The organism is Ideonella benzenivorans (genome assembly GCF_020387415.1).
Taxonomy (GTDB): domain Bacteria; phylum Pseudomonadota; class Gammaproteobacteria; order Burkholderiales; family Burkholderiaceae_C; genus Ideonella; species Ideonella benzenivorans.
In genome coordinates this window covers 175,496-197,324 of the sequence record NZ_JAGWCB010000006.1, presented here as the reverse complement: position 1 = coordinate 197,324, position 21,829 = coordinate 175,496, and the positions used below count along the sequence as shown (strand labels likewise).

18 protein-coding genes are annotated in these 21,829 nt (G+C 69.9%); 9 read left to right on the top strand and 9 right to left on the bottom strand.

Annotated features, from left to right (window positions below):
• Window positions 1–66: 66 nt before the first annotated feature.
• The 3 genes from KGA65_RS01800 to KGA65_RS01790 form a co-directional block, all read right to left on the bottom strand.
• Window positions 67–1,014, bottom strand: coding sequence for a glycosyltransferase family 29 protein (locus KGA65_RS01800; protein ID WP_225861428.1), 948 nt, complete (start codon window positions 1,012–1,014; stop codon window positions 67–69).
• Complete coding sequence (locus tag KGA65_RS01795; protein WP_225861427.1) at window positions 984–2,060, bottom strand: glycosyltransferase family protein; 1,077 nt, start codon at window positions 2,058–2,060, stop codon at window positions 984–986. Before KGA65_RS01795 ends, KGA65_RS01800 begins: the two co-directional genes overlap by 31 nt.
• 62 nt (window positions 2,061–2,122) lie before the next feature.
• Entirely contained in the window at window positions 2,123–3,643 is a 1,521-nt protein-coding gene (locus KGA65_RS01790) for a YifB family Mg chelatase-like AAA ATPase (protein WP_225861426.1), read from the bottom strand.
• 441 nt (window positions 3,644–4,084) lie between these two features.
• On the opposite strand from KGA65_RS01790, the gene KGA65_RS01785 reads away from it, so the two are divergent.
• The 5 genes from KGA65_RS01785 (at window position 4,085) to KGA65_RS01765 (ending at window position 10,575) form a co-directional block, all read left to right on the top strand.
• Window positions 4,085–4,423, top strand: a complete 339-nt coding sequence (locus KGA65_RS01785) for a P-II family nitrogen regulator (RefSeq protein WP_022979924.1) — start codon at window positions 4,085–4,087, stop codon at window positions 4,421–4,423.
• Window positions 4,424–4,460: 37 nt separating this feature from the next.
• Complete coding sequence (locus tag KGA65_RS01780) at window positions 4,461–5,990, top strand: ammonium transporter (RefSeq protein ID WP_225861425.1); 1,530 nt, start codon at window positions 4,461–4,463, stop codon at window positions 5,988–5,990.
• A 160-nt stretch (window positions 5,991–6,150) separates the two neighbouring features.
• Window positions 6,151–7,446, top strand: a complete 1,296-nt coding sequence (gshA, locus tag KGA65_RS01775) for a glutamate--cysteine ligase (protein ID WP_225861424.1) — start codon at window positions 6,151–6,153, stop codon at window positions 7,444–7,446.
• A 66-nt stretch (window positions 7,447–7,512) separates the two neighbouring features.
• Entirely contained in the window at window positions 7,513–9,399 is a 1,887-nt protein-coding gene (locus KGA65_RS01770) for a potassium transporter Kup (RefSeq protein ID WP_225861423.1), read from the top strand.
• 12 nt (window positions 9,400–9,411) lie between these two features.
• Window positions 9,412–10,575: a benzoate/H(+) symporter BenE family transporter gene (locus KGA65_RS01765; protein WP_225861422.1), complete on the top strand. Its 1,164-nt coding sequence runs from the start codon at window positions 9,412–9,414 to the stop codon at window positions 10,573–10,575.
• Window positions 10,576–10,598: 23 nt separating this feature from the next.
• On the opposite strand, the gene KGA65_RS01760 is transcribed toward KGA65_RS01765, so the two are convergent.
• On the bottom strand, window positions 10,599–11,381 hold the full coding sequence (locus KGA65_RS01760; RefSeq protein WP_225861421.1) for a glycine zipper 2TM domain-containing protein: 783 nt from the start codon (window positions 11,379–11,381) through the stop codon (window positions 10,599–10,601).
• 197 nt (window positions 11,382–11,578) lie between these two features.
• Between KGA65_RS01760 and gshB the strand changes: the two genes are divergently transcribed.
• Window positions 11,579–12,550 (top strand): glutathione synthase, encoded by a 972-nt coding sequence (gshB, locus tag KGA65_RS01755; protein ID WP_225861420.1) that lies wholly within the window; start codon window positions 11,579–11,581, stop codon window positions 12,548–12,550.
• 13 nt (window positions 12,551–12,563) lie between these two features.
• On the opposite strand, the gene KGA65_RS01750 is transcribed toward gshB, so the two are convergent.
• The 3 genes from KGA65_RS01750 to KGA65_RS01740 are packed head-to-tail and all read right to left on the bottom strand — an operon-like array spanning window position 12,564 to window position 15,733.
• Window positions 12,564–13,253, bottom strand: a complete 690-nt coding sequence (locus KGA65_RS01750) for an ABC transporter ATP-binding protein (protein WP_225861419.1) — start codon at window positions 13,251–13,253, stop codon at window positions 12,564–12,566.
• Window positions 13,246–14,481, bottom strand: a complete 1,236-nt coding sequence (locus tag KGA65_RS01745) for an ABC transporter permease (protein WP_225861418.1) — start codon at window positions 14,479–14,481, stop codon at window positions 13,246–13,248. Before KGA65_RS01745 ends, KGA65_RS01750 begins: the two co-directional genes overlap by 8 nt.
• A gap of 10 nt (window positions 14,482–14,491) precedes the next feature.
• Window positions 14,492–15,733 carry an efflux RND transporter periplasmic adaptor subunit gene (locus KGA65_RS01740; protein ID WP_225861417.1) on the bottom strand — a complete coding sequence of 414 codons (1,242 nt, stop codon included), beginning with the start codon at window positions 15,731–15,733 and terminating at the stop codon, window positions 14,492–14,494.
• Window positions 15,734–15,921: 188 nt separating this feature from the next.
• Here KGA65_RS01740 and KGA65_RS01735 point away from each other — a divergent pair, with 188 nt between their 5' ends.
• Complete coding sequence (locus KGA65_RS01735) at window positions 15,922–17,814, top strand: ATP-binding cassette domain-containing protein (RefSeq protein ID WP_225861416.1); 1,893 nt, start codon at window positions 15,922–15,924, stop codon at window positions 17,812–17,814.
• An 11-nt stretch (window positions 17,815–17,825) separates the two neighbouring features.
• On the opposite strand, the gene KGA65_RS01730 is transcribed toward KGA65_RS01735, so the two are convergent.
• Window positions 17,826–18,272, bottom strand: a complete 447-nt coding sequence (locus KGA65_RS01730; protein WP_225861415.1) for a c-type cytochrome — start codon at window positions 18,270–18,272, stop codon at window positions 17,826–17,828.
• A 189-nt stretch (window positions 18,273–18,461) separates the two neighbouring features.
• Here KGA65_RS01730 and KGA65_RS01725 point away from each other — a divergent pair, with 189 nt between their 5' ends.
• Together KGA65_RS01725 and KGA65_RS01720 are read left to right on the top strand one after the other, a co-directional pair.
• Complete coding sequence (locus tag KGA65_RS01725) at window positions 18,462–19,163, top strand: cytochrome b/b6 domain-containing protein (protein ID WP_225861414.1); 702 nt, start codon at window positions 18,462–18,464, stop codon at window positions 19,161–19,163.
• Between the two features lie 58 nt (window positions 19,164–19,221).
• Window positions 19,222–19,713: a GNAT family N-acetyltransferase gene (locus tag KGA65_RS01720; protein ID WP_225861413.1), complete on the top strand. Its 492-nt coding sequence runs from the start codon at window positions 19,222–19,224 to the stop codon at window positions 19,711–19,713.
• Between the two features lie 8 nt (window positions 19,714–19,721).
• Here KGA65_RS01720 and KGA65_RS01715 read toward each other — a convergent pair whose 3' ends face one another.
• On the bottom strand, window positions 19,722–21,788 hold the full coding sequence (locus KGA65_RS01715) for an ATP-dependent helicase (protein ID WP_225861412.1): 2,067 nt from the start codon (window positions 21,786–21,788) through the stop codon (window positions 19,722–19,724).
• Window positions 21,789–21,829 lie beyond the last annotated feature (41 nt).

Genomic DNA, 21,829 nt, shown 5'->3' with positions numbered 1-21,829 from the left:
CGGAACCCGCCTGCCGGCCGGCAGGCCCTGGGCCGTCACTCCGGCCGTTGGACTTTATACGACTTGTCACGACCCGCCATCCCCTGCCCGGCTGAAGACCTCGCCCTCCAGCCGCGACACCTCGCCTGTCGCGCACCAACGCGCCACCAGCGCACGCTCGCGCGCCCAGTCGTGCCGATGGCCCCGCCGGTGCCAACGGCCCAGGACATGGGCGCTGCCGGTCTGCGGGGGGGCCAGGTCCACGATGCGCAGCGTCCCGGCGGGCCAGCCCATGTGGCGCAGCCAGCCCAGCATCAACAGCCCCGCACTGGGCGGCGCCGCCAGGGCATCCACCAGTTGACGCCACACCGCCAGCGGCACGGTCAGCACCGGCACCCCCAGCCGGTCCAGCGACTGCACGGGCGGCCATCCGGCCATGCGCCCCCGGGGGTCCGCGCCACTCACCACGGCCCAGCGTGGCGTTCCCTCGGGCGCGGTGGGTCCATCGGGGGCCACCACCCAGACATCCAGCCGCCGCCCCAGGGCCCGATCCGCCACCTCCCCACCGGAGCGCCAGCGGTTGAAGCGCACCACCACCGCATGGGCGTCGATGACCGTGCCGAGGGCCTGCTGCAAGGCCCCGCCGGCATTGCCGACGACGCAGATGCCCCCTCGGGCGGCCTGCGCCCGCAGCCAGGTCACGAACACGGCCCGCTGGGCCTCCATGGCTGCAGGCGCCCGGTCCGCCGCCAACAAGGCCTCCGCACGCACCCGCAGGGTGGCCGACACGCCCGGCTGCCGGATCGCCGCCTCCAGCCAGCGGCGCCAGCGCGCTGGCAAGGGCCGGCCGTGGTCGCGCCAGCAACCGCCCAGGCGCAGCATGTGCAGCACATCGGGCTGGCGCAGCCAGGCCACCCACCGCCAGCGTCGCAGCGCCGGGCCATAGCGCCCACGCCAGCGGCACCAGTCGGCCCAGAGGGTCAGCCCGGCCGCCCGCCAATCCATCACGCCCTCCGCCGGCCGGGGACCGGCCATGCCCGCACCGTCTCGCACCAATCGCTGGCGAGCTGGTCGATGTCGGCCAGCGCCAGCACGCGCTCTCGCAGGGAGGCCGTCAGGTGCAGGCGCGTCGGCCCATCGTCCAGCAACAGGCTCAGCCAGCGGGTCCAGTCCGCAGGCGTCTCGGCCACGCAGGCCCCGGCCCCCACGAAGCGCAGGGCATCCTGCAGTGGCGAACACACGGTGGGCACCTGCCAGAAGGCCGACTCGATCACCTTCAGCGCCGACTTGCAGGCGGTGAACGGGGTGGCTTCGAGCGGCGCCAGGTTGATGCCCGGCGCGCGCACCACCTGGTGATAGTCCGCGAAAGGACGCCGTGCCTGGTGCTGGATCTGGCGGGCCGGCAGATCCAGCGCGAAGGCCAGCGGCCCCACCACCTCCAGCCGGGCCTGCGGCCGCACCCGCAGCACCTCGGTCAGCACTGGCGCGATCAGGGCAAAGTCCCGGTCATGGCTGGGGGTGCCCGGCAGGTAGCGCAGCACCGGCGCCAACGGGTCGGTGGCCGGCTCGGCCGGCAGCGTGCGCCAACCTCGGTACACGGCATTGGGCAACCAGTGCACCTTGGCGCCCGCCGGTCGGCGGGGCAAACGCGCCGCCGCAGCCGCCAGAGGCTCGGTCGACGCGGTGATCAGGTCGAAATGACGCAAGGCCTCCCGATGACGCCAGAAACGCCGCCGCAGGGCCTGGATCGGCAGCTGGCCATTCAACACGGCCGGGCTGTGCGCCGCCAGCGCCGGGTCGAACACCAGGTCATCCACATCAGCCACCAGCCGCACCCCCTGGCGGCGCAGCCGCAGCCACCACCAGGCCAGCGTCCAGGACAGCAGCGGCCGGTGGAAGACGACCACGTCCGGCCGCCTCGTCCAGCCCGGCGCCGTGAGGTGCGACCACGTCACCTGGTGCCCCTGCGCGGCCAGAGCCAGCCCGAGGTTCTCGCAGCGGTAGGTGAATGAAGGGTCCTCGCGAAACCGCGTCGGGTTCTTGTTGCAGGCCAGGAAGGCGATGGCCAGCGGACGGGACACGGTGAAACTCCAGAGGACAGGCGTCGACCGGCTCAGTGTAGCCAGCCCATCCGCGCCCAGGCTCAGGCCGTCTGCAGCACGCGCCGATACTGCACCGCCTCGGCGACATGCACCACCTCGATCGCGTCGCTCTCCGCGAGATCGGCGATGGTGCGCGCCACCTTCAGCACCCGGTGCAGGCTGCGGCCGGACCAGCCCAGGCGCTGGGCCGCGGTCTGCAAGAACTGACGGGCCGGCGCCTCCAGCCGCGCATGGCGCTCCAGCACCACACCGTCCAGCGCCGCATTGGGCAGGCCCTGGCGGGCCTGCTGCCGCGCCTGGGCCGGACGGACCCGGGCCACCACCGCGGCCGTGCTCTCTCCCGCCGGCCCTTCCAGCAACTCGGACGGCCGCACGGCCGGCACCTCCACCTGCATGTCGATGCGGTCCAGCAGCGGGCCCGAGATCTTCCCCTGGTAGCGCGCCACGGCATCGGGCGCACAGCGGCAGCTGCGCCCTGTCGCCGCCGCGGCCCCCAGCCAGCCACAGGGACAGGGGTTCATGGCCGCCACCAGCTGGAACCGGGCCGGGAAACGCGCCTGCCGGGCCGCGCGCGAGATGGTGATGTGGCCACTCTCCAGCGGCTCGCGCAAGGCCTCCAGCGCACTGCGCGCGAACTCGGGCAGCTCATCGAGGAACAACAAACCGCCATGGGCCAGCGAAATCTCGCCCGGCCGCGGTGGGCTGCCGCCCCCCACCAGGGCCACCGAGCTTGCACTATGATGGGGCGAACGCACCGGACGGGTGCACCAGGCCGCGCCCTCCAGTCCACCGCTCCCCAGGCCTTGCAGGGCCGCACTTTCCAGGGCCTCCTCCTCGCCCATCGGCGGCAGCAGGCCGGACAGGCGGTGCGCCAGCATGGACTTGCCCGCCCCCGGAGGCCCGATCAGCAGCAGACTGTGCCCACCGGCCGCGGCGATCTCCAGCGCCCGCCGCGCCGCCGTCTGGCCCCGCACGTCGGACAGATCGGGCCCGCCGGTCGCGGCGGGTGGGCGCGGAGGCACCGCGGCCGGCAGCGGAGCGCCCTCCGGCAGCAAGGCCTCGACCACCTCACCCAAGGTGTTGGCCGGGTGCACGGCCAACCCCGGCACCCGGGCCGCCAGCAGGGCACTGGCAGCGGGCAGCACCAGCCCGCGAACCGTCCCGGCCTGCCGTGCGGCCAGGCCCAGTGCCACCGCGCCGCTGACGGGACGCAGCACCCCGGCCAGCGACAGTTCCCCGGCGAACTCCCAGCCCTGCAGGCGCACCGGGTCGATCACCCCCATGGCGGCCAGGATGCCCAAGGCGATCGGCAGGTCGAAACGGGCCGACTCCTTGGGCAGATCCGCCGGTGCCAGATTGACGGTGATGCGCCGATTGTGGGGAAACTCGAAACCGCTTTGCGACAGGGCCGCCCGCACCCGCTCGCGGGCCTCCTTGACCTCGGTATCGGCCAAGCCGACGAGGGTGAAGCTGGGCAGGCCGTTGGCCAGATGCACCTCCACCATCACGGGGGGCGCCTGCACCCCGTCCAGGGCCCGACTGGCCACCACCGCATACGACATGAGACTCCCCTGCGTCAGCCGCCGCCCCAGGACAGGAGGGCGCGCAGGCCAGGTGTAGCGCAGGCCACCCGCCCGGGCCATCCTCGGCTTGACGACAAATGCCGTCCCAAAGTGGTGCAACCCAACACCCTGCTTCGGCGCACGCACCAAGACCGTTCCCCCGGCTCGGTGCATGGGATGGGCTCATGGCACGAAAGCTGCAAGAGTGTTGCCGAGATTCCGTTCCAACCCACCCGTTTCGCCGAGAACGGTCCTACCGGAGCCCACTGCATGACGTCCTGTTTCATCGCAAGCGCCTCGTTGGCGGTGCTTCTCCCAAGCACCTGCGCGGAGGCGATCCTCGCCGCCGCGGACCGTCACCCCGGCAGCGTCCACAAGACGTTCTGACCCCCTGTTACTCGGCCGACCCGCCGGTTGGCCTCAACCCTCCAGGAGCACACAATGAAAATGGTGACAGCCATCGTCAAGCCCTTCAAGCTTGATGAAGTGCGGGAAGCCTTGAGCACCATCGGGGTGCAAGGCATCACCGTGACCGAAGTCAAGGGCTTCGGCCGCCAGAAGGGCCACACCGAGCTCTATCGCGGCGCCGAGTACGTCGTGGACTTTCTCCCCAAGGTCAAGATCGAGGCCGCCGTCGACGACGCGCTGGTCGACCGCGTGATCGAGGCCATCGAATCCTCCGCCCGCACCGGCAAGATCGGTGATGGCAAGATCTTCGTGTCCCCCCTCGAACAAGTCGTCCGCATCCGCACCGGTGAGACCGGCAAGGACGCTCTCTGACGCCGCCCAACCAAGACAAAGAGACTCACACATCATGATGAGAAAGCTTGTTGCTTCCCTGGCCCTGGGCCTCGCGGTCCTGGGTTCGGCGGGCACTGCCTTCGCGCAGGACGCCGCCTCGGCCCCGATGGCCACCGCTTCCGCTGAAGCTCCGGCCGCCGCTCCGGCGGAGGCCGCCTCGGCCGCGCCCGCAGAGGCCCCGGCCGCCTCCGAGGCCGCCGCGCCGGCCCCCACGCCCAACAAGGGCGACACCGCCTGGATGATGGTTTCCACGCTGCTGGTCATCCTGATGACCGTGCCTGGCCTGGCCCTGTTCTACGGCGGCCTGGTGCGCAGCAAGAACATGCTGTCCGTGCTGATGCAGGTGATGGTCACGTTCTCGCTGATCGTCGTGCTCTGGTGCGTCTACGGCTACAGCCTGGCCTTCACCGAGGGCAACGCCTTCATCGGTGGCTTTGACCGGCTGTTCCTGAAGGGCATCTGGGACAACGTCGCCGGCACCTTCGTGAGCGGTGCGACCTTCAGCAAGAACACCCCGATGTACGAGATCGTGTTTGCCGCCTTCCAGGCCACGTTCGCCGGCATCACCTGCGCGCTGATCGTGGGCTCGTTCGCCGAGCGCATGAAGTTCTCGGCCGTGCTGCTGTTCATGGTCCTGTGGTTCACCTTCAGCTACGCGCCGATGGCCCACATGGTCTGGTTCTGGATGGGCCCGGATGCCTACACCGACGCCAGCGTGGTGGACGCCATGAACGCCAAGGCCGGCTTCATCTGGCAAATGGGTGCCCTGGACTTCGCTGGCGGTACCGTGGTGCACATCAACGCCGCCGTCGCCGGCCTGGTGGGTGCCTACATGGTCGGCAAGCGCATCGGCTACGGCAAGGAATCGATGGCCCCGCACAGCCTGACGCTGACGATGGTCGGTTCCGCCCTGCTGTGGGTGGGCTGGTTCGGCTTCAACGCCGGCTCGGCCCTGGAAGCCAACGGCTTCGCCGCCCTGGCCTTCATGAACACCTTCGTCGCCACCGCCGCCGCCGTGCTGGCCTGGTCGCTGGGTGAAGCACTGCACAAGGGCAAGGCCTCGATGCTGGGTGCTGCCTCCGGTGCCGTCGCCGGTCTGGTGGCCATCACCCCGGCTGCCGGCAACGTCGGTGTGGGGGGCGCGCTGATCATCGGCCTGCTGGCGGGCTTCATCTGCCTGTGGGGCGTGACCGGCCTGAAGAAGCTGCTGGGCGCCGACGACTCGCTGGACGTGTTCGGCGTGCACGGCGTGGGCGGCATCCTGGGGGCCCTGCTGACCGGCGTGTTCAACTCGCCGGCCCTGGGTGGCCCGAGCCTCGTTGGCGACTGGGTCACGGCCACGACCGTCACCCCGGATGCCTACAGCATCGCCGCTCAAGTGTGGATCCAGGCCAAGGCCGTGCTGGTCACCATCGTGTGGTCGGGTGTGGTCTCGGTGATCGCCTACAAGATCGTCGACCTGGTCATCGGCCTGCGCGTGCCCGAAGAGGAAGAGCGCGAAGGCCTGGACATCACCTCGCACGGCGAATCCGCCTACAGCAAGTGATGCGCTGGGTGGCGCCCCTGGCGCCACCCTTCGACAGAATCGGAGCGAGTTGGGGACTGCCTTCGGGCAGTCCTTTTTTTTCGTCCGGTTCGGGCCCTCTTGCAAAACCCGCGGCCGGCCCGATCTGACAGAATTCCGTCTCCACTCTGCCTGCCGCACCATGGTTCCCCACCTCGTCACCGCGCTGAACGGCCCCATCAACGAGCTTGAGCAGCGGATCCTGGAGTCCATGCCGGCCATCGAGCGCTGGTTCCGGCTGGAGTGGATGGAACACACGCCGCCGTTCTACACCTCGGTGGACATCCGCAACGCCGGCTACAAGCTGGCCCCGGTGGACACCAACCTCTTCCCCGGCGGCTTCAACAACCTCACCCCGGAGATGCTGCCGCTGGCGGTGCAGGCGGCGATGGCCGCCATCGAGAAGATCTGCCCCGAGGCCAAGAACCTGCTGCTGATCCCTGAGAAGCACACCCGCAACATGTTCTACCTGATGAACGTGCAGCGGCTGATGCAGATCTTCAGCCAGGCTGGCCTGAACGTGCGCCTGGGCACGCTGGACGACGCCATCACCGAGCCGACGGCCCTGCAGCTGCCCGACGGCAGCGAACTGGTGCTGGAGCCCCTGCTGCGCACACCACGCCGGCTGGGCCTGAAGGATTTTGACCCCTGCACCATCCTGCTCAACAACGACCTCTCGGCCGGCATCCCGGACGTGCTGAAGAACCTGCACGAGCAGTACCTGCTGCCGCCGCTGCACGCCGGCTGGGCGGTGCGGCGCAAGAGCCACCATTTCCAGAGCTACGAGGAAGTGGCCAAGAAGTTCGCCAAGCTGCTGGGCATGGACCCCTGGCTGATCAACCCGATGTTCAGCCACTGCGGCGAGGTGGACTGGCAGGACGGTGCCGGTCTGGACCAGGTGCAGAACCAGGTGGACGCGCTGCTGACCAAGATCCGGCGCAAGCACAAGGAGTACGGCATCAACGAGAAGCCCTTTGTCGTCGTCAAGGCCGACAACGGCACCTACGGCATGGGCATCATGACCGTGCGTGACGCCAAGGAACTGGAAGACGTCAGCCGCCGCACCCGCAACAAGATGGGCGTGGTCAAGGACGGCCAGGCCGTCTCCGAGCTGATCATCCAGGAAGGCGTGCCGACCTACGAACGCGTCAACGAGGCGGTGGCCGAGCCGGTCGTCTACATGATCGACCGCTACGTGGTGGGCGGCTTCTACCGCATCCACGCGGACCGCGGCATCGACGAGAACCTGAACGCGCCCGGTGCGAGCTTCGTGCCGCTGGCCTTCTCCGAGAGCCACCACCTGCCCAAGCCGGGCGTGCGCCCTGGCGCCAGCGCGCCCAACCGCTTCTACATGTATGGCGTGATCGGTCGCCTGGCCATGCTGGCGGCCTCCTATGAGCTGGAAGCCACCGACCCCGACGCCGAAGTCTACGAGTGAACATCGGGGGGGTCAGGCCGGGACCGCGAAGCGCACAATAGAGGTTTGCCCCAGCGAGTCCTGCCTTTGAGTTCTCACGCCCCAGCCCCCCGTTCCCCGGCCGCCCTGGCCACGTTGACGCTGGCCGCGCTGGGCGTGGTCTATGGCGACATCGGCACCAGTCCGCTCTACGCGCTCAAGGAAGTCTTCCACGCCGGCCACGTGCCGGCCTCGGACGAGAACATCCTGGGCGTGCTCAGCCTGCTGTTCTGGACCATGACGATCATCGTCTCGGTCAAGTATGTGCTGCTGATCCTGCGGGCCGACAACAACGGGGAAGGCGGCCTGATCGCGATGCTGGCCCTGGCCACCACCGCGGTGAAGGACCGGCCCCTGCTGCGCCGCATCCTGATGGTCGTGGGCCTGTTCGGCACCGCCATCTTCTATGGGGACGGCGTGATCACGCCGGCCATCTCGGTGCTCTCCGCCGTCGAAGGCCTGGAGGTGGCCGCGCCGGCGATGCACGCGGTGATCATCCCGGTCACGCTGCTGGTGCTGACCGGCCTGTTCGCGGTGCAGCGCTTTGGCACCGGCGGCATCGGCAAGTTCTTCGGGCCCATCACGCTGGTCTGGTTCTTCGCCCTGATCGCCCTGGGCCTGCCCCATATTCTCGAGAACCCGGCCGTGCTGGTGGCGCTCAACCCCTTCTACGCCATCGGCTTCTTCGTCCAGCAGCCGCTGGTGGCCTTCATCGCGCTGGGCGCGGTGGTGCTGTGCGTCACCGGCGGCGAGGCGCTCTATGCCGACATGGGCCACTTCGGCCGCCTGCCCATCCGCATCGCCTGGTACGCGCTGGTGATGCCAGCCCTGGTGATCAACTACTTCGGCCAGGGGGCCGTGCTGCTGGGCAACCCCGAGGCCATCGACAACCCCTTCTTTCTGATGGCGCCGCACTGGGCCCGGCTGCCGCTGGTGTTCCTGTCCACCGCCGCCACGGTGATCGCCTCGCAGGCCCTGATCTCGGCCGCCTTCTCGGTGACCAAGCAGGCCATCCAGCTGGGCATCCTGCCGCGCATGACGATCCGCCACACCTCGGTCAAGGACACCGGGCAGATCTACGTGCCCTTCATCAACTGGGGCCTGTACGCCTTCATCGTGCTGGCGGTGGCGCTGTTCAAGTCCTCGTCCAACCTGGCCTCGGCCTATGGCATCGCGGTGACGCTGGACATGACCATCACCACGGTGATGACCTTCTACGTGATCCGCTACGGCTGGCGCTACCCGCTGGCGCTGTGCCTGCTGGCCACCGGTTTCTTCTTCACGATCGACATCACCTTCTTCCTGTCGAACCTGCTCAAGCTGATCGCCGGGGGCTGGTTCCCACTCGTGATCGGCACCGGCATGTTCATGCTGATGCTGACCTGGAAGCAGGGCCGGCAGATCATGCGCGAGCGGGTGCGCAACGACGCGGTCAAGCTCGAGGGCTTTCTCGACGCCGTGTTCCTGAACCCGCCGGTGCGGGTGCCCGGCACCGCCGTCTTCCTGGTGTCCGAGGAAGACCTGGTGCCCAACGCGCTGATGCACAACCTCAAGCACAACAAGGTGCTGCACGAGCACAACCTGTTCGTCACGGTGCGTCACCACGAAGTACCCTGGATCGGCTTCGACAAGCGGGTGAGCATGCGTTCGCTGGGCCATGACTGCTGGCAGGTCAGCGTCAACTTCGGCTTCAAGAACGACCCGGACCTGCCCGAGGCCATCAAGCAGCTCAAGGGCCGCGGTGTGCCGCTGGACGACATGGACACCAGCTACTTCCTCTCGCGCGAGACGGTGATCCCGACCCGCGGCGATGGCATGGCGATGTGGCGCGAAAAGCTGTTCGCCAGCATGCACCGCAATGCCACCGACATGGCCGACTTCCTGAACCTGCCCACCAACCGCATCGTCGAGCTGGGCGCCAAGGTCGAAATCTGACCCCTCTCCCCCATGCGCAGTTTCTGGCAAGACGTTTCGGTGTCGGCCGTGGTGGCCGGCTTTGTCGCGGTGCTGGTGGGTGTCACCAGCTCGATCGCCATCGTGTTCGCCGCCGCCCAGGCGGTTGGCGCCACACCGGGGCAGACGGCCTCGTGGATCTGGGCCCTGGGCCTGGGCAATGCGGTGCTCACGCTGGGCCTGTCGCTCTGGTACCGCCAGCCGGTGCTGACCGCCTGGTCCACCCCTGGCGCAGCCCTGATCGCCGCCACCCAGGGCATTCCGATGGCCGACGCGGTCGGGGCCTTCGTCGTCTGCGCGGTGCTGATCACCGTGGCCGGCTACAGCGGCCTGTTCGCGCGGCTGATGGACCGCATCCCGATGGCCATCGCCTCGGCCCTGCTGGCTGGCGTGCTGACCCGCTTCGCGCTGGATGCCGCGCTGTCGACCCGCAGCCAGCCCGGGCTGGTGATCGGCATGGTGGTCGCCTTCCTGGCCGGGCGACGCTGGTGGCCGCGCTATGCGGTGCCGGGCGTGCTGGTGGCCGGCACCGTGCTGGCGGCCGCACTGGGCCTGCTGCAGCCCGGGCAGATCCACCTGGACTGGGCCCGCCCCGAATGGGTCACGCCGCATTTCAGCTGGCATGCCGTGATCGGCCTGGGCCTGCCCCTGTTCGTCGTCACGATGGCCTCGCAGAACCTGCCCGGCGTGGCCGTGCAGCGCGGCGCCGGCTACGACACGCCGGTCTCGCCCACGGTCGGCGCCACCGGCCTGGCCTCGCTGCTGCTGGCCCCCTTCGGTGGCTACGCTCTGAACCTGGCGGCCATCACCGCCGCCCTCTGCATGGGTCCACAGGCCCATGAACAGCCCGAACGCCGCTACACCGCGGCCGTGTCGGCGGGGGTCTTCTACCTGCTGCTGGGCCTGGCCGGTGGTGCGGTGGCCGGCCTGCTGGGCGCCTTTCCCAAGGAGCTGGTGATCGGCATCGCCGGCCTGGCCCTGCTGGGCACGATCGGCGGCGGTCTGGCCAGCGCGCTGCAGCAGGAACGCCACCGCGACGCTGCCCTGCTGACCTACGTGGTGACGCTGTCGGGCATCAGCCTGGCCGGCATCGGTTCGGCCTTCTGGGGCGTGGTGGTCGGCGCGCTGGCCCTGCTGGCCAGCCAGCGCCGGGCCTGAGGCGCGCCCGGCCACGCGCCCGCTCAGTTCGACGCGCCGGTATCGCCGGTGCCGTTGTTCACCCGCAGCACGCCGTTGTGCACCGTGACAGGGGTGCCCACCGGCACGCTCTGGGCCTGGGTCACGGTCTCGCGGCTGCCATCCTCCATCCGCACCACCACCTTGTAATCCACCGTCGAGCGCACGTCGCGCTCGATCTGGTGGCCGACCAGGGCCCCGCCGATCGCCCCGATGATGCGGGAGTTCTTGCCAAACTGGTTGCCGACGACGCCGCCGACCACCCCGCCGGCCACCGCCCCGAGGCCGGTGCCGTGGCCCTTCTCCTTGACCTCCTGCACGGATTCGACCACCCCGCAGTTGGTACAGACCGCCCGCGTGGCGGAGGCGGGTGGCGCCTGCACCGTGGCCACCGGGGCCGCTGTCACCGAAGAGGCCGGTCGCTCGGCCGGGGCCACCGGTGTCTTGGCCGGCGCGGCGGGCTTGTGCGAGGCCACCTTGTGCGCCGGGTGCACGACAGGGGCCGGGGCCGGCACCGCAGAGGCGACCCCGGCCACCGACGCGGCGGCGGCCGACGCAGCGCCTGAGGCCGCGGCAGGGGCCGGCCCGGCCACCGCAGAAGCGGCCAGCAGCGGCAGGGGGGCCGACGGTGCCGCGGGGGTGGCGACCTTCTGCCAGACCAGAGCCCCCGCCGCGGCGGCCACCACCCCCGCCGCCAAGCCGGCCCCGGCCCAGAGCACGGGAGAAGGCCGGCGACCGGACGGGGTGCCGGACAGCGAGGTCGAAGACGAGGGCAAGGGTGCGTTCATGGCCATTCCTGTGTCGGTATCTGCGGCGGCCTCCCCAAAAGGGAGAAAGCGAAAGGCCGACCGATGCTTCTGTAACGCGGCCGCCGTGCACGGCGCTGACGTCGGCCCCCCTCAGATGTGACACCCTGTGTCGCCCCACCGCCAGCGCAGGTCCTGGCTTCAGGGCACACTGCGGTTTTCAGACTGTCGCCCGCGCCATGAGACTGCTGTTCGTTGCCGACCCCTTGTCCACCTTCAAGACCCACAAGGACTCGACCTTCGCGATGATGCGCGGGGCCGCCCGGCGCGGCCACACGCTGGCCCATTGCGGCCCGCAGGACCTGTCCTGGGTCAGCGGTGGGAAGATCAGCGCCCACGTCCAGACCCTGGCGCTGACGGGCCGCTCGGGCCCCGGGGTGAAGGACTGGTACAGCGTGCAGGCCGAGGGCCGCGAGGCCCTGGCCGACTTCGACGCGGTGATCATGCGCAAGGACCCGCCCTTCGACAGCGAGTACTTCTACGCCACCCACCTGCTGGGCCGCGCCGAAGCCGAGGGCGCGCGGGTGTTCAACGCGCCGCAGGCGCTGCGCGACCACCCGGAGAAGCTGGCCATCCTGGAATTTCCGCAGTTCACCGCCCCCACGCTGGTCACCCGCCAGCCGGACGACATCCGCGCCTTCCACGCCGAGCACCGGGACATCATCCTCAAGCCCCTGGACGGCATGGGCGGCATGGGCATCTTCCGGGTGCGCGAGGACGGTCTGAACCTGGGCAGCATCATCGAAACCCTCAACCGCGACGGCGCGCAGACGGTGATGGTGCAGCGCTACGTGCCCGAGATCGTGCAGGGCGACAAGCGGGTGCTGGTGATCGGCGGCCAGCCCGTTCCCTACTGCCTGGCACGCATCCCGCAGGGCAGCGAGATCCGCGGCAACCTGGCCGCTGGCGGCAAGGGCGTGGCCCAGCCACTCTCGGACAGCGACCGCGCCATCGCCGAGGCCCTGGGCCCGGTGCTGGCCGCCCGCGGCCTGCTGCTGGTGGGTCTGGACGTGATCGGTGACCGCCTCACCGAGATCAACGTCACCAGCCCGACCTGCTTCCAGGAAATCACCGACCAGACCGGTTTCGACGTGGCCGCCCGCTTCGTCGACGCGCTGGAGGCCGCGGTGGCGGCCCGCCGCGCAGCCTGAGGAACACGCCGGCTCAGGCCTGCAGCCGGCCATCCACCACCCGCACCGTGCGGTCGCAGCGCGCCGCCAGTTCCGGGTTGTGGGTGACGAAGAGCACCGCGGTGCGGTGCTCGCGGGTGAAACGGCGCAACAGCGCGAACACCGCATCCGCACTCTGCGTGTCCAGGTTGCCGGTGGGTTCGTCGGCCAGCAGCAGCGGCGGGTTCATCGCCAGGGCACGCGCCACCGCCACCCGCTGCTGCTGACCGCCCGAGAGCGCGGTGGCCAGGTTGTTCTTGCGCTCCGTCAGCCCCACGGCGTCGATCAATGCCTCGGCCCGTTCACGCATCGCCGCGCTGGGAAAACCGGCATCGCCCAGCATGGGCATCATCACGTTCTCCAAGGCCGTGAAAGCCCCCAGCAGATGGTGGTACTGGAACACGAAGCCGATGCTGCGCCCGCGCAGCCGGGTCAGCGCGGCATCGTCCAGCCGCGTGGCCTCCTGGCCCAGGATGCGCAGCGAGCCCTGTGTGGGCCGGTCCAGCAGGCCCACGATGTTCAGCAGCGTGCTCTTGCCCGAGCCCGAGGGCCCCATCACCGCGACGAACTCACCCGCCTGCAGCTGCAGGTCGATGCCGTGCAGCACCTCGGTCTCGACCGGCGTGCCGACATTGAAGGATTTGCGGATGCCCGTCAGGGCCACCACGGGATCTTGTTCAGCCACGGATCGCCACCACCGGATCAAGACGAGCGGCCCGCAAGGCGGGCGCGAAGGCGGACACCAGCCCGGTCAGCGTGGCCAACAGCAGCGCGCCGATGAACAGCTTGGGATCGAACACCAGCGGGAACAGCGGCGTGCCGTCGGCATTGCGCGCATAGCGCTGCCACAGCACCAGCGCCAGCGCACCGATGCTGGCCCCGACGATGGAGCCGCCCAGACCCAGCAGCCCACCCTGCAACAGGAAGACCCGCAGGATCTGCCCGCGCCGCGCCCCCATGGCGCGCAGGATGCCGATCTCGCGCGACTTCTGCACCACCGACACCACCAGCACGCTGGCGATGCCGAAGGCCACCGACAGGCCAACGAAGAAGCGGATCGCAGTGTTGGCCGTGGTCTGCGCGCTGACCGCGGCGAAGAACTGGGCACTGGTCTTGATCCAGCTGTCGGCCTCGATGCCGGTGTCGGCCGCAATGCGCTGGGCCACCCGCTCGGCCGCATAGACGTCGTCCAGCGTCACCTCCAGCGTGGTGACGGCCCCGGGCAGCGCCAGCAGGCTTTGCGCCGTGTGCAGCGCCATGTAGGTGGTGCGCTGATTGGCCCCCTTGCTGCCCAGGTCGAACAGGCCGGCGATCGTCAGCGTGTTGCTGGCCCCAGCTGCGGTGCTGACCCGCAGCTTGTCACCCACCGACACCCCCAGGTCCGAGGCCAGGTCCACCCCGACCAGGATGTCGGTGGCGGTCAGCCGCGTCTGGCCGGCCACCATCTTGCCCGGCACATCGACGATGCGGAAATAGTCCTCCGGCTCGATGCCCACCGCGGTGACGGCCTTGCTGGCATCACCGCGCACCACCAGGATGGAACCGCTGGTGGTGGGCGTCACCACCCGCACGCCGCGCAGGCTGCGGATGTGGGCCGCAATGGCCTGCCACTGGTCGATGGTGCGGGTGCGCTGCAGGGGCGGCTGCACCACGGCTCCTTCCAGCAGGGTGCCGCCCGGCACCATGCGCAAGGGGCGCGACACCTGTTGCGGCGGCAGCAGCTGGATGTGCGACTGCGCCGTCAGCACGCGGCGGATGAAGTTGCCCTGCAAGCCCGCCAGCAGGGCCGACATGAAGATGATCACGCCCACGCCGATGGCCACCCCGGCCACGATGAACAGGGTCTGCATGCGCCCCTCGCGCAGAAAGCGCCAGGCGACGATCCATTCGAACGGCAGCCACGCGGTGTTCATGGTCGGACACTCAAGGAGCCGAGGCGGCCAGGGCCACCGGCCGCACCCGCTGCCCCTCCTGCAGCACGGTGCCAGCGGCGGCCACCTGGTCGCCTGGCTTCAGACCATCGCGCACCTCGGTCCAACTCGGGCTGCGCAGGCCCAGGTGCACCGGCTGGCGGGTCACCACCCCGCCCTGCACGCGCCAGACCCAGGGCTGGGCGCTGTCCAGATCCTGCACGCTTTCGGTGGGCACCAGCACGGCCCGGGGACGGCGGGCCACCTCGATGTCCACCGACACCGTCATGTCCTGCCGCAGATAGGCCGGTGGCTCGGGCACGTCCAGCTTGACGTCCACCGCGCCGGTGGCCGCATTGACCCCCGGATTGATGTAGGCCACCCGGGCCGGGAAACGCTGGCGCGCATAGGCGTCGGCCGACGCCAGCGCGGTCTGGCCCAGCGCCAGCAGGCGCAGGTTTTTCTCGTCCACCGACAACACCAGCTGGGTCGGACCCGCGGGCGACAGGGTCAGCAGCGTCTTGCCCGCCTGCACCACGCTGCCCACCTCGACGCTGCGGTCGATCAGCACGCCGGCTTCCGGCGCCACCAGCGTGGTGTAGCCCAGCCGGGCCCGTGTGGCGGCGGCAGCGGCCCGGGCCTGGACCAGGGCCTGCTCGGTGCCCGCACGGTTGCTGCCGCCCGTGGCGACGGCCGCGGCCTGCGCCTGGGCGGCACGCCACTGGGACTCGGCGAGGTCCAGCGCCTTGCGGGCATCGTCCAGCGCCGCCTGGCCGATGAAGCCCTGGTTGAACAGATCCTGCTGGCGTTGCCACTGGGCCCGGGCGTTGTCGCGCGTGACCTGGGCCTGGCGCAGGCTCTGGTCCGCCACCGGCAGCTGCACCTCACCCAGTTGCCGCAGCTGCTGCTCGGCCTGCGCCACCGCCGCATCGGCCTGACGCAGGCTGGCCCGCGCCTCGGTGTCATCCAGCCGCACCAGCACCTCGCCGGCCTTCACGGTGGCGCCCTCGGCCACCGGCACCGCCACCACGGTGCCGGTCACCTGGGCGCCGATGTCCACCCGGTGCGGGGCCTCCACATGGCCGCTGGCGACCACGGTCTGCACAAAGTCCCGCTGCTGCACGGCATGCACCGACAGCAACGGGCCCCGGCGCAGCAGCCACCACCCCAGGCCCAGCGCGATGGCCACGCCCAGCAGCAGCCAGGTCCTGCGCTGCCGCCAGACAGGAAGGGGGGACGCGGTCGTGTCGGTCATCGGAAATCAGCCTTGCCAACCAGCATGGAACGGTTCGCCCTCCGGGCGCTTGTCGAAGCCAAGCGCAAGCATGCCCCGGGCCAGCCAGGGCGGCACGACACCCGCGCCCGCAAACTTGATTCGCATCAAGTTTGCACCGAACGGTGTTCCGTCGGCGCCACGCCCGCCCGCCGACGGACAATCGCCCCATGGCATTGCTCACCCTCACCCAAGCCCACCTCGCCTTCGGCCACGTGCCCCTGCTCGACGGGGCGGACCTCTCGCTCGACAACGGCGAACGCATCGGCCTGATCGGCCGCAACGGCGCCGGCAAGAGCTCGCTGCTGAAGATCCTGGCCGGGCTGGAGAAGCCCGACGACGGCCTGTTGCAGGTGCAGGGCGGGCTGCGCCGCGAGTACGTGCCGCAGGAGCCCTTCCTGCAACCGGGCGCCACCGTCTTCCAGGTGGTCAGCGAGGGCGTGGCCGAGGCCAAGGCCTTGCGCGAGCGCTACGAGAACCACGCCCCCGGCGAGGACCTGGACGCGCTGCAGACCCGGCTGGAGGCTCTGGATGGCTGGAACTGGGAGCAGCGGGTCGACGAGGCCCTGCAGCGCCTGGAACTGGACCCGCAGGCCCCGGTGGATTCGCTCTCGGGCGGCTGGCGCAAGCGCGTGGCCCTGGCCCGCGCCCTGGTGGCCACGCCCGACGTGCTGTTGCTGGACGAGCCCACCAACCACCTGGACCTGGACGCCATCGACTGGCTGGCCGGGCTGCTGAACAACTTCCGCGGCGCGCTGCTGTTGATCACCCACGACCGCGCCTTCCTGGACGCGGTGACCACCCGCATCATCGAGCTCGACCGTGGTCAGCTGCGCAGCTACCCCGGCAACTTCGCCGCCTTCGAGGCCGCCAAGCAGCGCGAGCTGGAGGCCGAGGCGCTGCAGAACGCCCGCGCCGACAAGCTGCTGGCCCAGGAGGAGGTCTGGATCCGCAAGGGCGTGGAGGCCCGCCGCACCCGCAGCGTGGCCCGCATCGCCCGGCTGGAGAAGCTGCGCGAGACCCGCGCCACGCGGCGCGACGTGGTCGGCAAGGTGCGCCTGGACGTGGACACGGGCAGCGCCAGCGGCAAGATCGTGGCGGAGCTGGAGCATGTGACCAAGGCATTTGGCGACAAGGTGGTCGTGCGCGACTTTTCCACCACGGTGCTGCGCGGCGACAAGATCGGCCTGATTGGCCCGAACGGCGCGGGCAAGACCACGCTGCTCAAGCTGATCCTCGGCCAATTGGCGCCCGACAGCGGCACGGTGCGCCAGGGCAGCCGCATCGAGGTGGCCTACTTCGACCAGATGCGCGAGGTGCTCAACCCCGAGGCCACGCTGGCCGACACCATCAGCCCCGGCAGCGAGTGGATCGAGATCGGCCACCAGCGCAAGCACGTGATGAGCTACCTGGGCGACTTCCTGTTCTCGCCGGCCCGGGCCCATTCGCCGGTCAAGAGCCTGTCGGGCGGCGAGCGCAACCGTCTGCTGCTGGCCCGGCTGTTCGCCCGCCCGGCCAATGTGCTGGTGCTGGACGAACCCACCAACGACCTCGACATCGAGACGCTGGAGATGCTGGAAGAGCTGCTGCAGGACTACGACGGCACCGTCTTCCTGGTCAGCCACGACCGGCGCTTCGTCGACAACGTGGTGACCAGCACCCTGGTGGCCGAGGGCCACGGCCTGTGGCGCGAGTACGAGGGCGGCATCAGCGACTGGCAGGCCCAGGCCGCCCGCAGCGCCGCCGCCCAAGAGGCTGCGCAGAAGGCCGCGGCCAAGGCCGAGTCGGCGCCCGCGCCCGCTTCAGCCCCGACCCCGGCCGCCGCACCGGCCGAACCCAAGCGCAAGCTCAGCTACAAGGAGCAGCGCGAGTTCGACGAACTGCCCGGCAAGATCGAGGCGCTGGAGGCCGAACAGGCCGAGCTGGCCGTTCTGCTGGCCGACAGCGGTTTCTACGCCCAGCCACCCCGGCGGGTGGCCGAGGTGACCCAGCGCCATGCCCAGATCGAGGAGGCACTGATGGCCTTGCTCGAACGCTGGGAGGTGCTGGGCCAACGGGCCTGATGCAGGCCTGATCAGTCCTTCTTGAAGGCCTCGTGGCAGGACTTGCAGGACTTGCCCACCGCCCCGGCCGCGGCCTTGAGCTGATCCAGGCTGCCGGCCTTGGCGGCCGCGTCCAGCTTGGCCACGTTGTCCATCAACTGCTGGGCACCGGTCTTGAACTTGTCGGGCTGGCTCCAGACTTCCGGCTTGGCCTCGGTGTTGCCCACGTTGGAGCCGGCCGGGAAGGCGTCCCAGGGCAGCTTGGCCAGGACGCTCAGCACCTCGGCATTGGCCTGGGCCGCCTTGGCGTCAAACGGCACCTTGCCCTGGGCCATGGCGTTGATGCGGCCGAAGTGGGTGGCCATCAGCTTGAAGGCCGATTCGCGGTACTTGACCGCATCGGTCGGCTTCGCAAACTGGGCGGCCGCGGGAAAGGCAGCGAACAGGGCCAGGGTGGCGGCAGCGACGGCGTGTTTCATGCAATTCCTCCAGGTGAATGGGCCGGTCTGGGCCCGTGAGATCAAGGGATACCGCCCTGGGGCACAGCGCCCGGGCGATGGGCCCAGTGTAGGCAAGCCCTGCGCCGCGGTGTATCCAGCCGCACACACACCACGGCGGGACACGGTATGGTGCAGGGATTGACACGACCGCTGCCCAGGAGTTCACAGATGCCGGTTCCCCCCGTCACGCCGTCCCGCCCCAGCCCCGCCGCGACCAACCCGGTCCGCGTCTGGGACCTGCCCACCCGCCTGTTCCACTGGGCCTTGCTGGGGGGGGTGGTGGCGCTGTTCGTGAGCGGCAAGGTGGGCGGCAACGCGATGGACTGGCATGTGCGCCTGGGCCTGGCCGCCGGGGCGTTGATCGCCTTCCGGCTGGTCTGGGGCCTGGTGGGTGGCCGCTGGTCGCGCTTTGCCAGCTTCGTGCGCGGGCCGGTCACCGTCTGGCGCTACCTGCGGGGCCAGCTGCCGGCCCCCGCCGGCCACAACCCGCTGGGCGCGCTGTCGGTGCTGGCCCTGCTGGCCGTGCTGGCCCTGCAGGTGGCCACCGGCCTGGTGGCCGATGACGAGATCGCCACCGTCGGTCCGCTCAATGCCCTGGTGCCGGAAGACTGGGCCAGCTGGGGCACGCGCTGGCACACAGGCCCGGGCCAGACCCTGTTGCTGGTGCTGGTGGGCCTGCATGTGGCGGCCATCGGGTTCCACGGCCTGGTCAAGAAGCACAACCTGGTGCGGCCGATGCTGACGGGTGACCAGGCCCTGCCGGCCGACACCCCGCCCAGCCGCGACAGCGCACTGACACGGCTGGCGGCGCTGCTGCTGCTGGGGCTGTGCGTGGCCGGTGCGGTGTGGGTGGCCCGGCTGGGGGGCTGAACCCGCGATCGGCCGACAGCCGCTAGACTGACGGTCCCCGCGACTTCGCCCCACGGCGATGGACACCCCCGAGATACAGCTGAAATCGCCCGAGGACGAGGCCGCCCTGGCCCACACCCGGACCCTCTTCACCGAGTACGCCCAGGCCCTGGGCGTGGACCTGGGCTTCCAGGGTTTCGAGGCCGAGCTGGCCAGCCTGCCCGGCCACTACGCCGCGCCGCACGGGTTGCTGCTGCTGGCCTATGTGGACGGCGAGGTGGCCGGCTGCGGTGCCTTCCGCCCACGCGCCGACGTGGATTACGCCAACGCCTGCGAGATGAAGCGGCTGTTCGTGCGCCGCCCGTTTCGCCGCTTCGGCCTGGGCCGGCTGCTGGCCCAGACGCTGATGGACCAGGCCACCCAGGCCGGCTACTCGGCCATGCTGCTGGACACGCTGGACGAGATGGAGGCCGCGCGCGAGCTCTACGCCTCGCTGGGCTTCGACGAAATTCCGCCCTACTACTTCAACCCGCTGCCCGGCGCCCACTACCTGAAGGCCGAGCTGGGCTGAGCCGGCGCTCAGGCCGCTGCCGGCGGTGCGCTGGCCGCCTTGGCGGCCAGCTCGGCGCGCAATCGCTTCAAACGGTCCTTGGGGTCCTCGCGGCCAGCGGCCTCGTGCAGCTTCATCTCGGCGATGAAGCGGCTGGGGATGCCGGCGATGGTCTCGCGGCCCTTCTTGCGCCGGCGCAGCGTGCTGACCACCAGCGAGCGCTGGGCCCGGGTGATGCCCACGTACATCAGGCGGCGCTCCTCCTGCAGCCGCTCGGGCGTCATCTGCTCCTCGTCGGCCTTGAAGGGCAGCAGGCCCTCGTTGACGCCGGCCAGGATGACGTGCGGCCACTCCAGGCCCTTGCTGGCGTGCAGCGTGGTCAGCACCACCTGGTCCTGCCCCTCGTCGCGCTCGGCCAGGCTGAGGATCACGCTGATGCTCTGGGCCACCTCCAGCACGCTCTTCTTCTCGGTTTCGAAGGTGCCGCCTTCCTGCAGGATCTGGCCGCCGCAGCGCTTGGCCACCCAGTCGACGAAGTCCAGCACGTTGGTCCAGCGGGCCAGCGCGACCTTCTCGTTGTCCTCGTGGTCGTAGAGGTGCTGCTCGTAGCCGATGTCGCCCAGCCATTCCAGCAGCAGCGCCTTGGCATCCTCCGCGCCGACGGTGTGGCGGGCCTTGTACTCCAGGTCGTTCACATAGCGGCCGAACTCGTGCAGTGAGCCGATGGCCTTGGCCGAGAGCTTGGTGCCCAGGCTCTGCGCGAACAAGGCCTCGTACATGGACATCTTCCACTGCCCGGAGAACTCCCCCAACGCGCCCAGCGTCTGGTGGCCGATGCCACGCTTGGGCGTGGTCACCGCCCGCAGAAAGGCCGGGTCGTCGTCCTGGTTCACCAACAGGCGCAGCCAGGCGCACAGGTCCTTGATCTCGGCCTTGTCGAAGAAGCTCTGCCCGCCCGAGACCTTGTACGGAATCTGCGCCATGCGCAGCTTCTGCTCGAAGATGCGGGCCTGGTGGTTGGCGCGGTAGAGGATGGCGAAGTCGGCGAACTGGATGCGCGGATCCTGCGCCCGCAGAGCCTGGATGCGGGTCACGGCCCGCTCGGCCTCGTGCTCCTCGCCGTCGCACTCGACCACCCGCACCGGCTCACCCTCGCCCAGGTCGCTCCACAGCTTCTTCGGGAACAGCTTGGGGTTCAGGCCGATCACCTCGTTGGCCGCGCGCAGGATGGCGCTGGTGGAGCGGTAGTTCTGCTCCAGCGGGATGACCTTGAGGTTGGGGAACTCCTCGGGCAGGCGCTTCAGGTTTTCGATGGTCGCGCCGCGCCAGCCGTAGATGCTCTGGTCGTCATCGCCCACCGCGGTGAACAGGCCGTGCCGGCGTTCGTCGGGGTGTTCCACCAGGGCCTTGAGCAGCTCGTACTGCACCGCGTTGGTGTCCTGGTACTCGTCCACCAGCACATGGCCGAACTGGTTCTGCCACTTGGCGCGGGCCTCGTCGTTCGTCTGCAGCAGCTTGAGCGGCAGGCTGATCAGGTCGTCGAAATCCACCGCCTGGTAAGCCGCCAGCCGCTCCTCGTAGAGCCGCATGACCTTGGCGGCCACCAGCTCGTTGTCGTCCTTGGCCACCGACAACGCGCTGCTGCTGTTGATGCCCTGGTTCTTCCACAGGCTGATGGTCCACTGCCACTGGCGAGCGATCTTGTTGTCGGTGCAACTGCCGGCATCGCGCAGCACGCCCAGCACGTCGTCGGCGTCCAGGATGGAGAACTGCTCCTTCAGCCCCAGCTTGGTGCCGTCCTCGCGCAGCATGCGCACGCCCAGCGAGTGGAAGGTGCTGATGGCCAGGTCCTTGGCCGCGCGCGGCCCCACCAGCGACTGCGCCCGCTCGCGCATTTCGCGCGCGGCCTTGTTGGTGAAGGTGATGGCCGCGATCTGCTTGGGCCTCAGGCCCTCCTGCAGCAAGCGTGCAATCTTGTGCGTGATCACCCGCGTCTTGCCCGAGCCCGCCCCGGCCAGCACCAGGCAGGGCCCCTTGAGGTAATTGACCGCTTCCATCTGGGCGGGGTTGAGGGTGGCGGGACCGGAAGAGGACATGGGCAGCGGAGGTTGGGGCGGCGATGATAGACAAGCCCGCC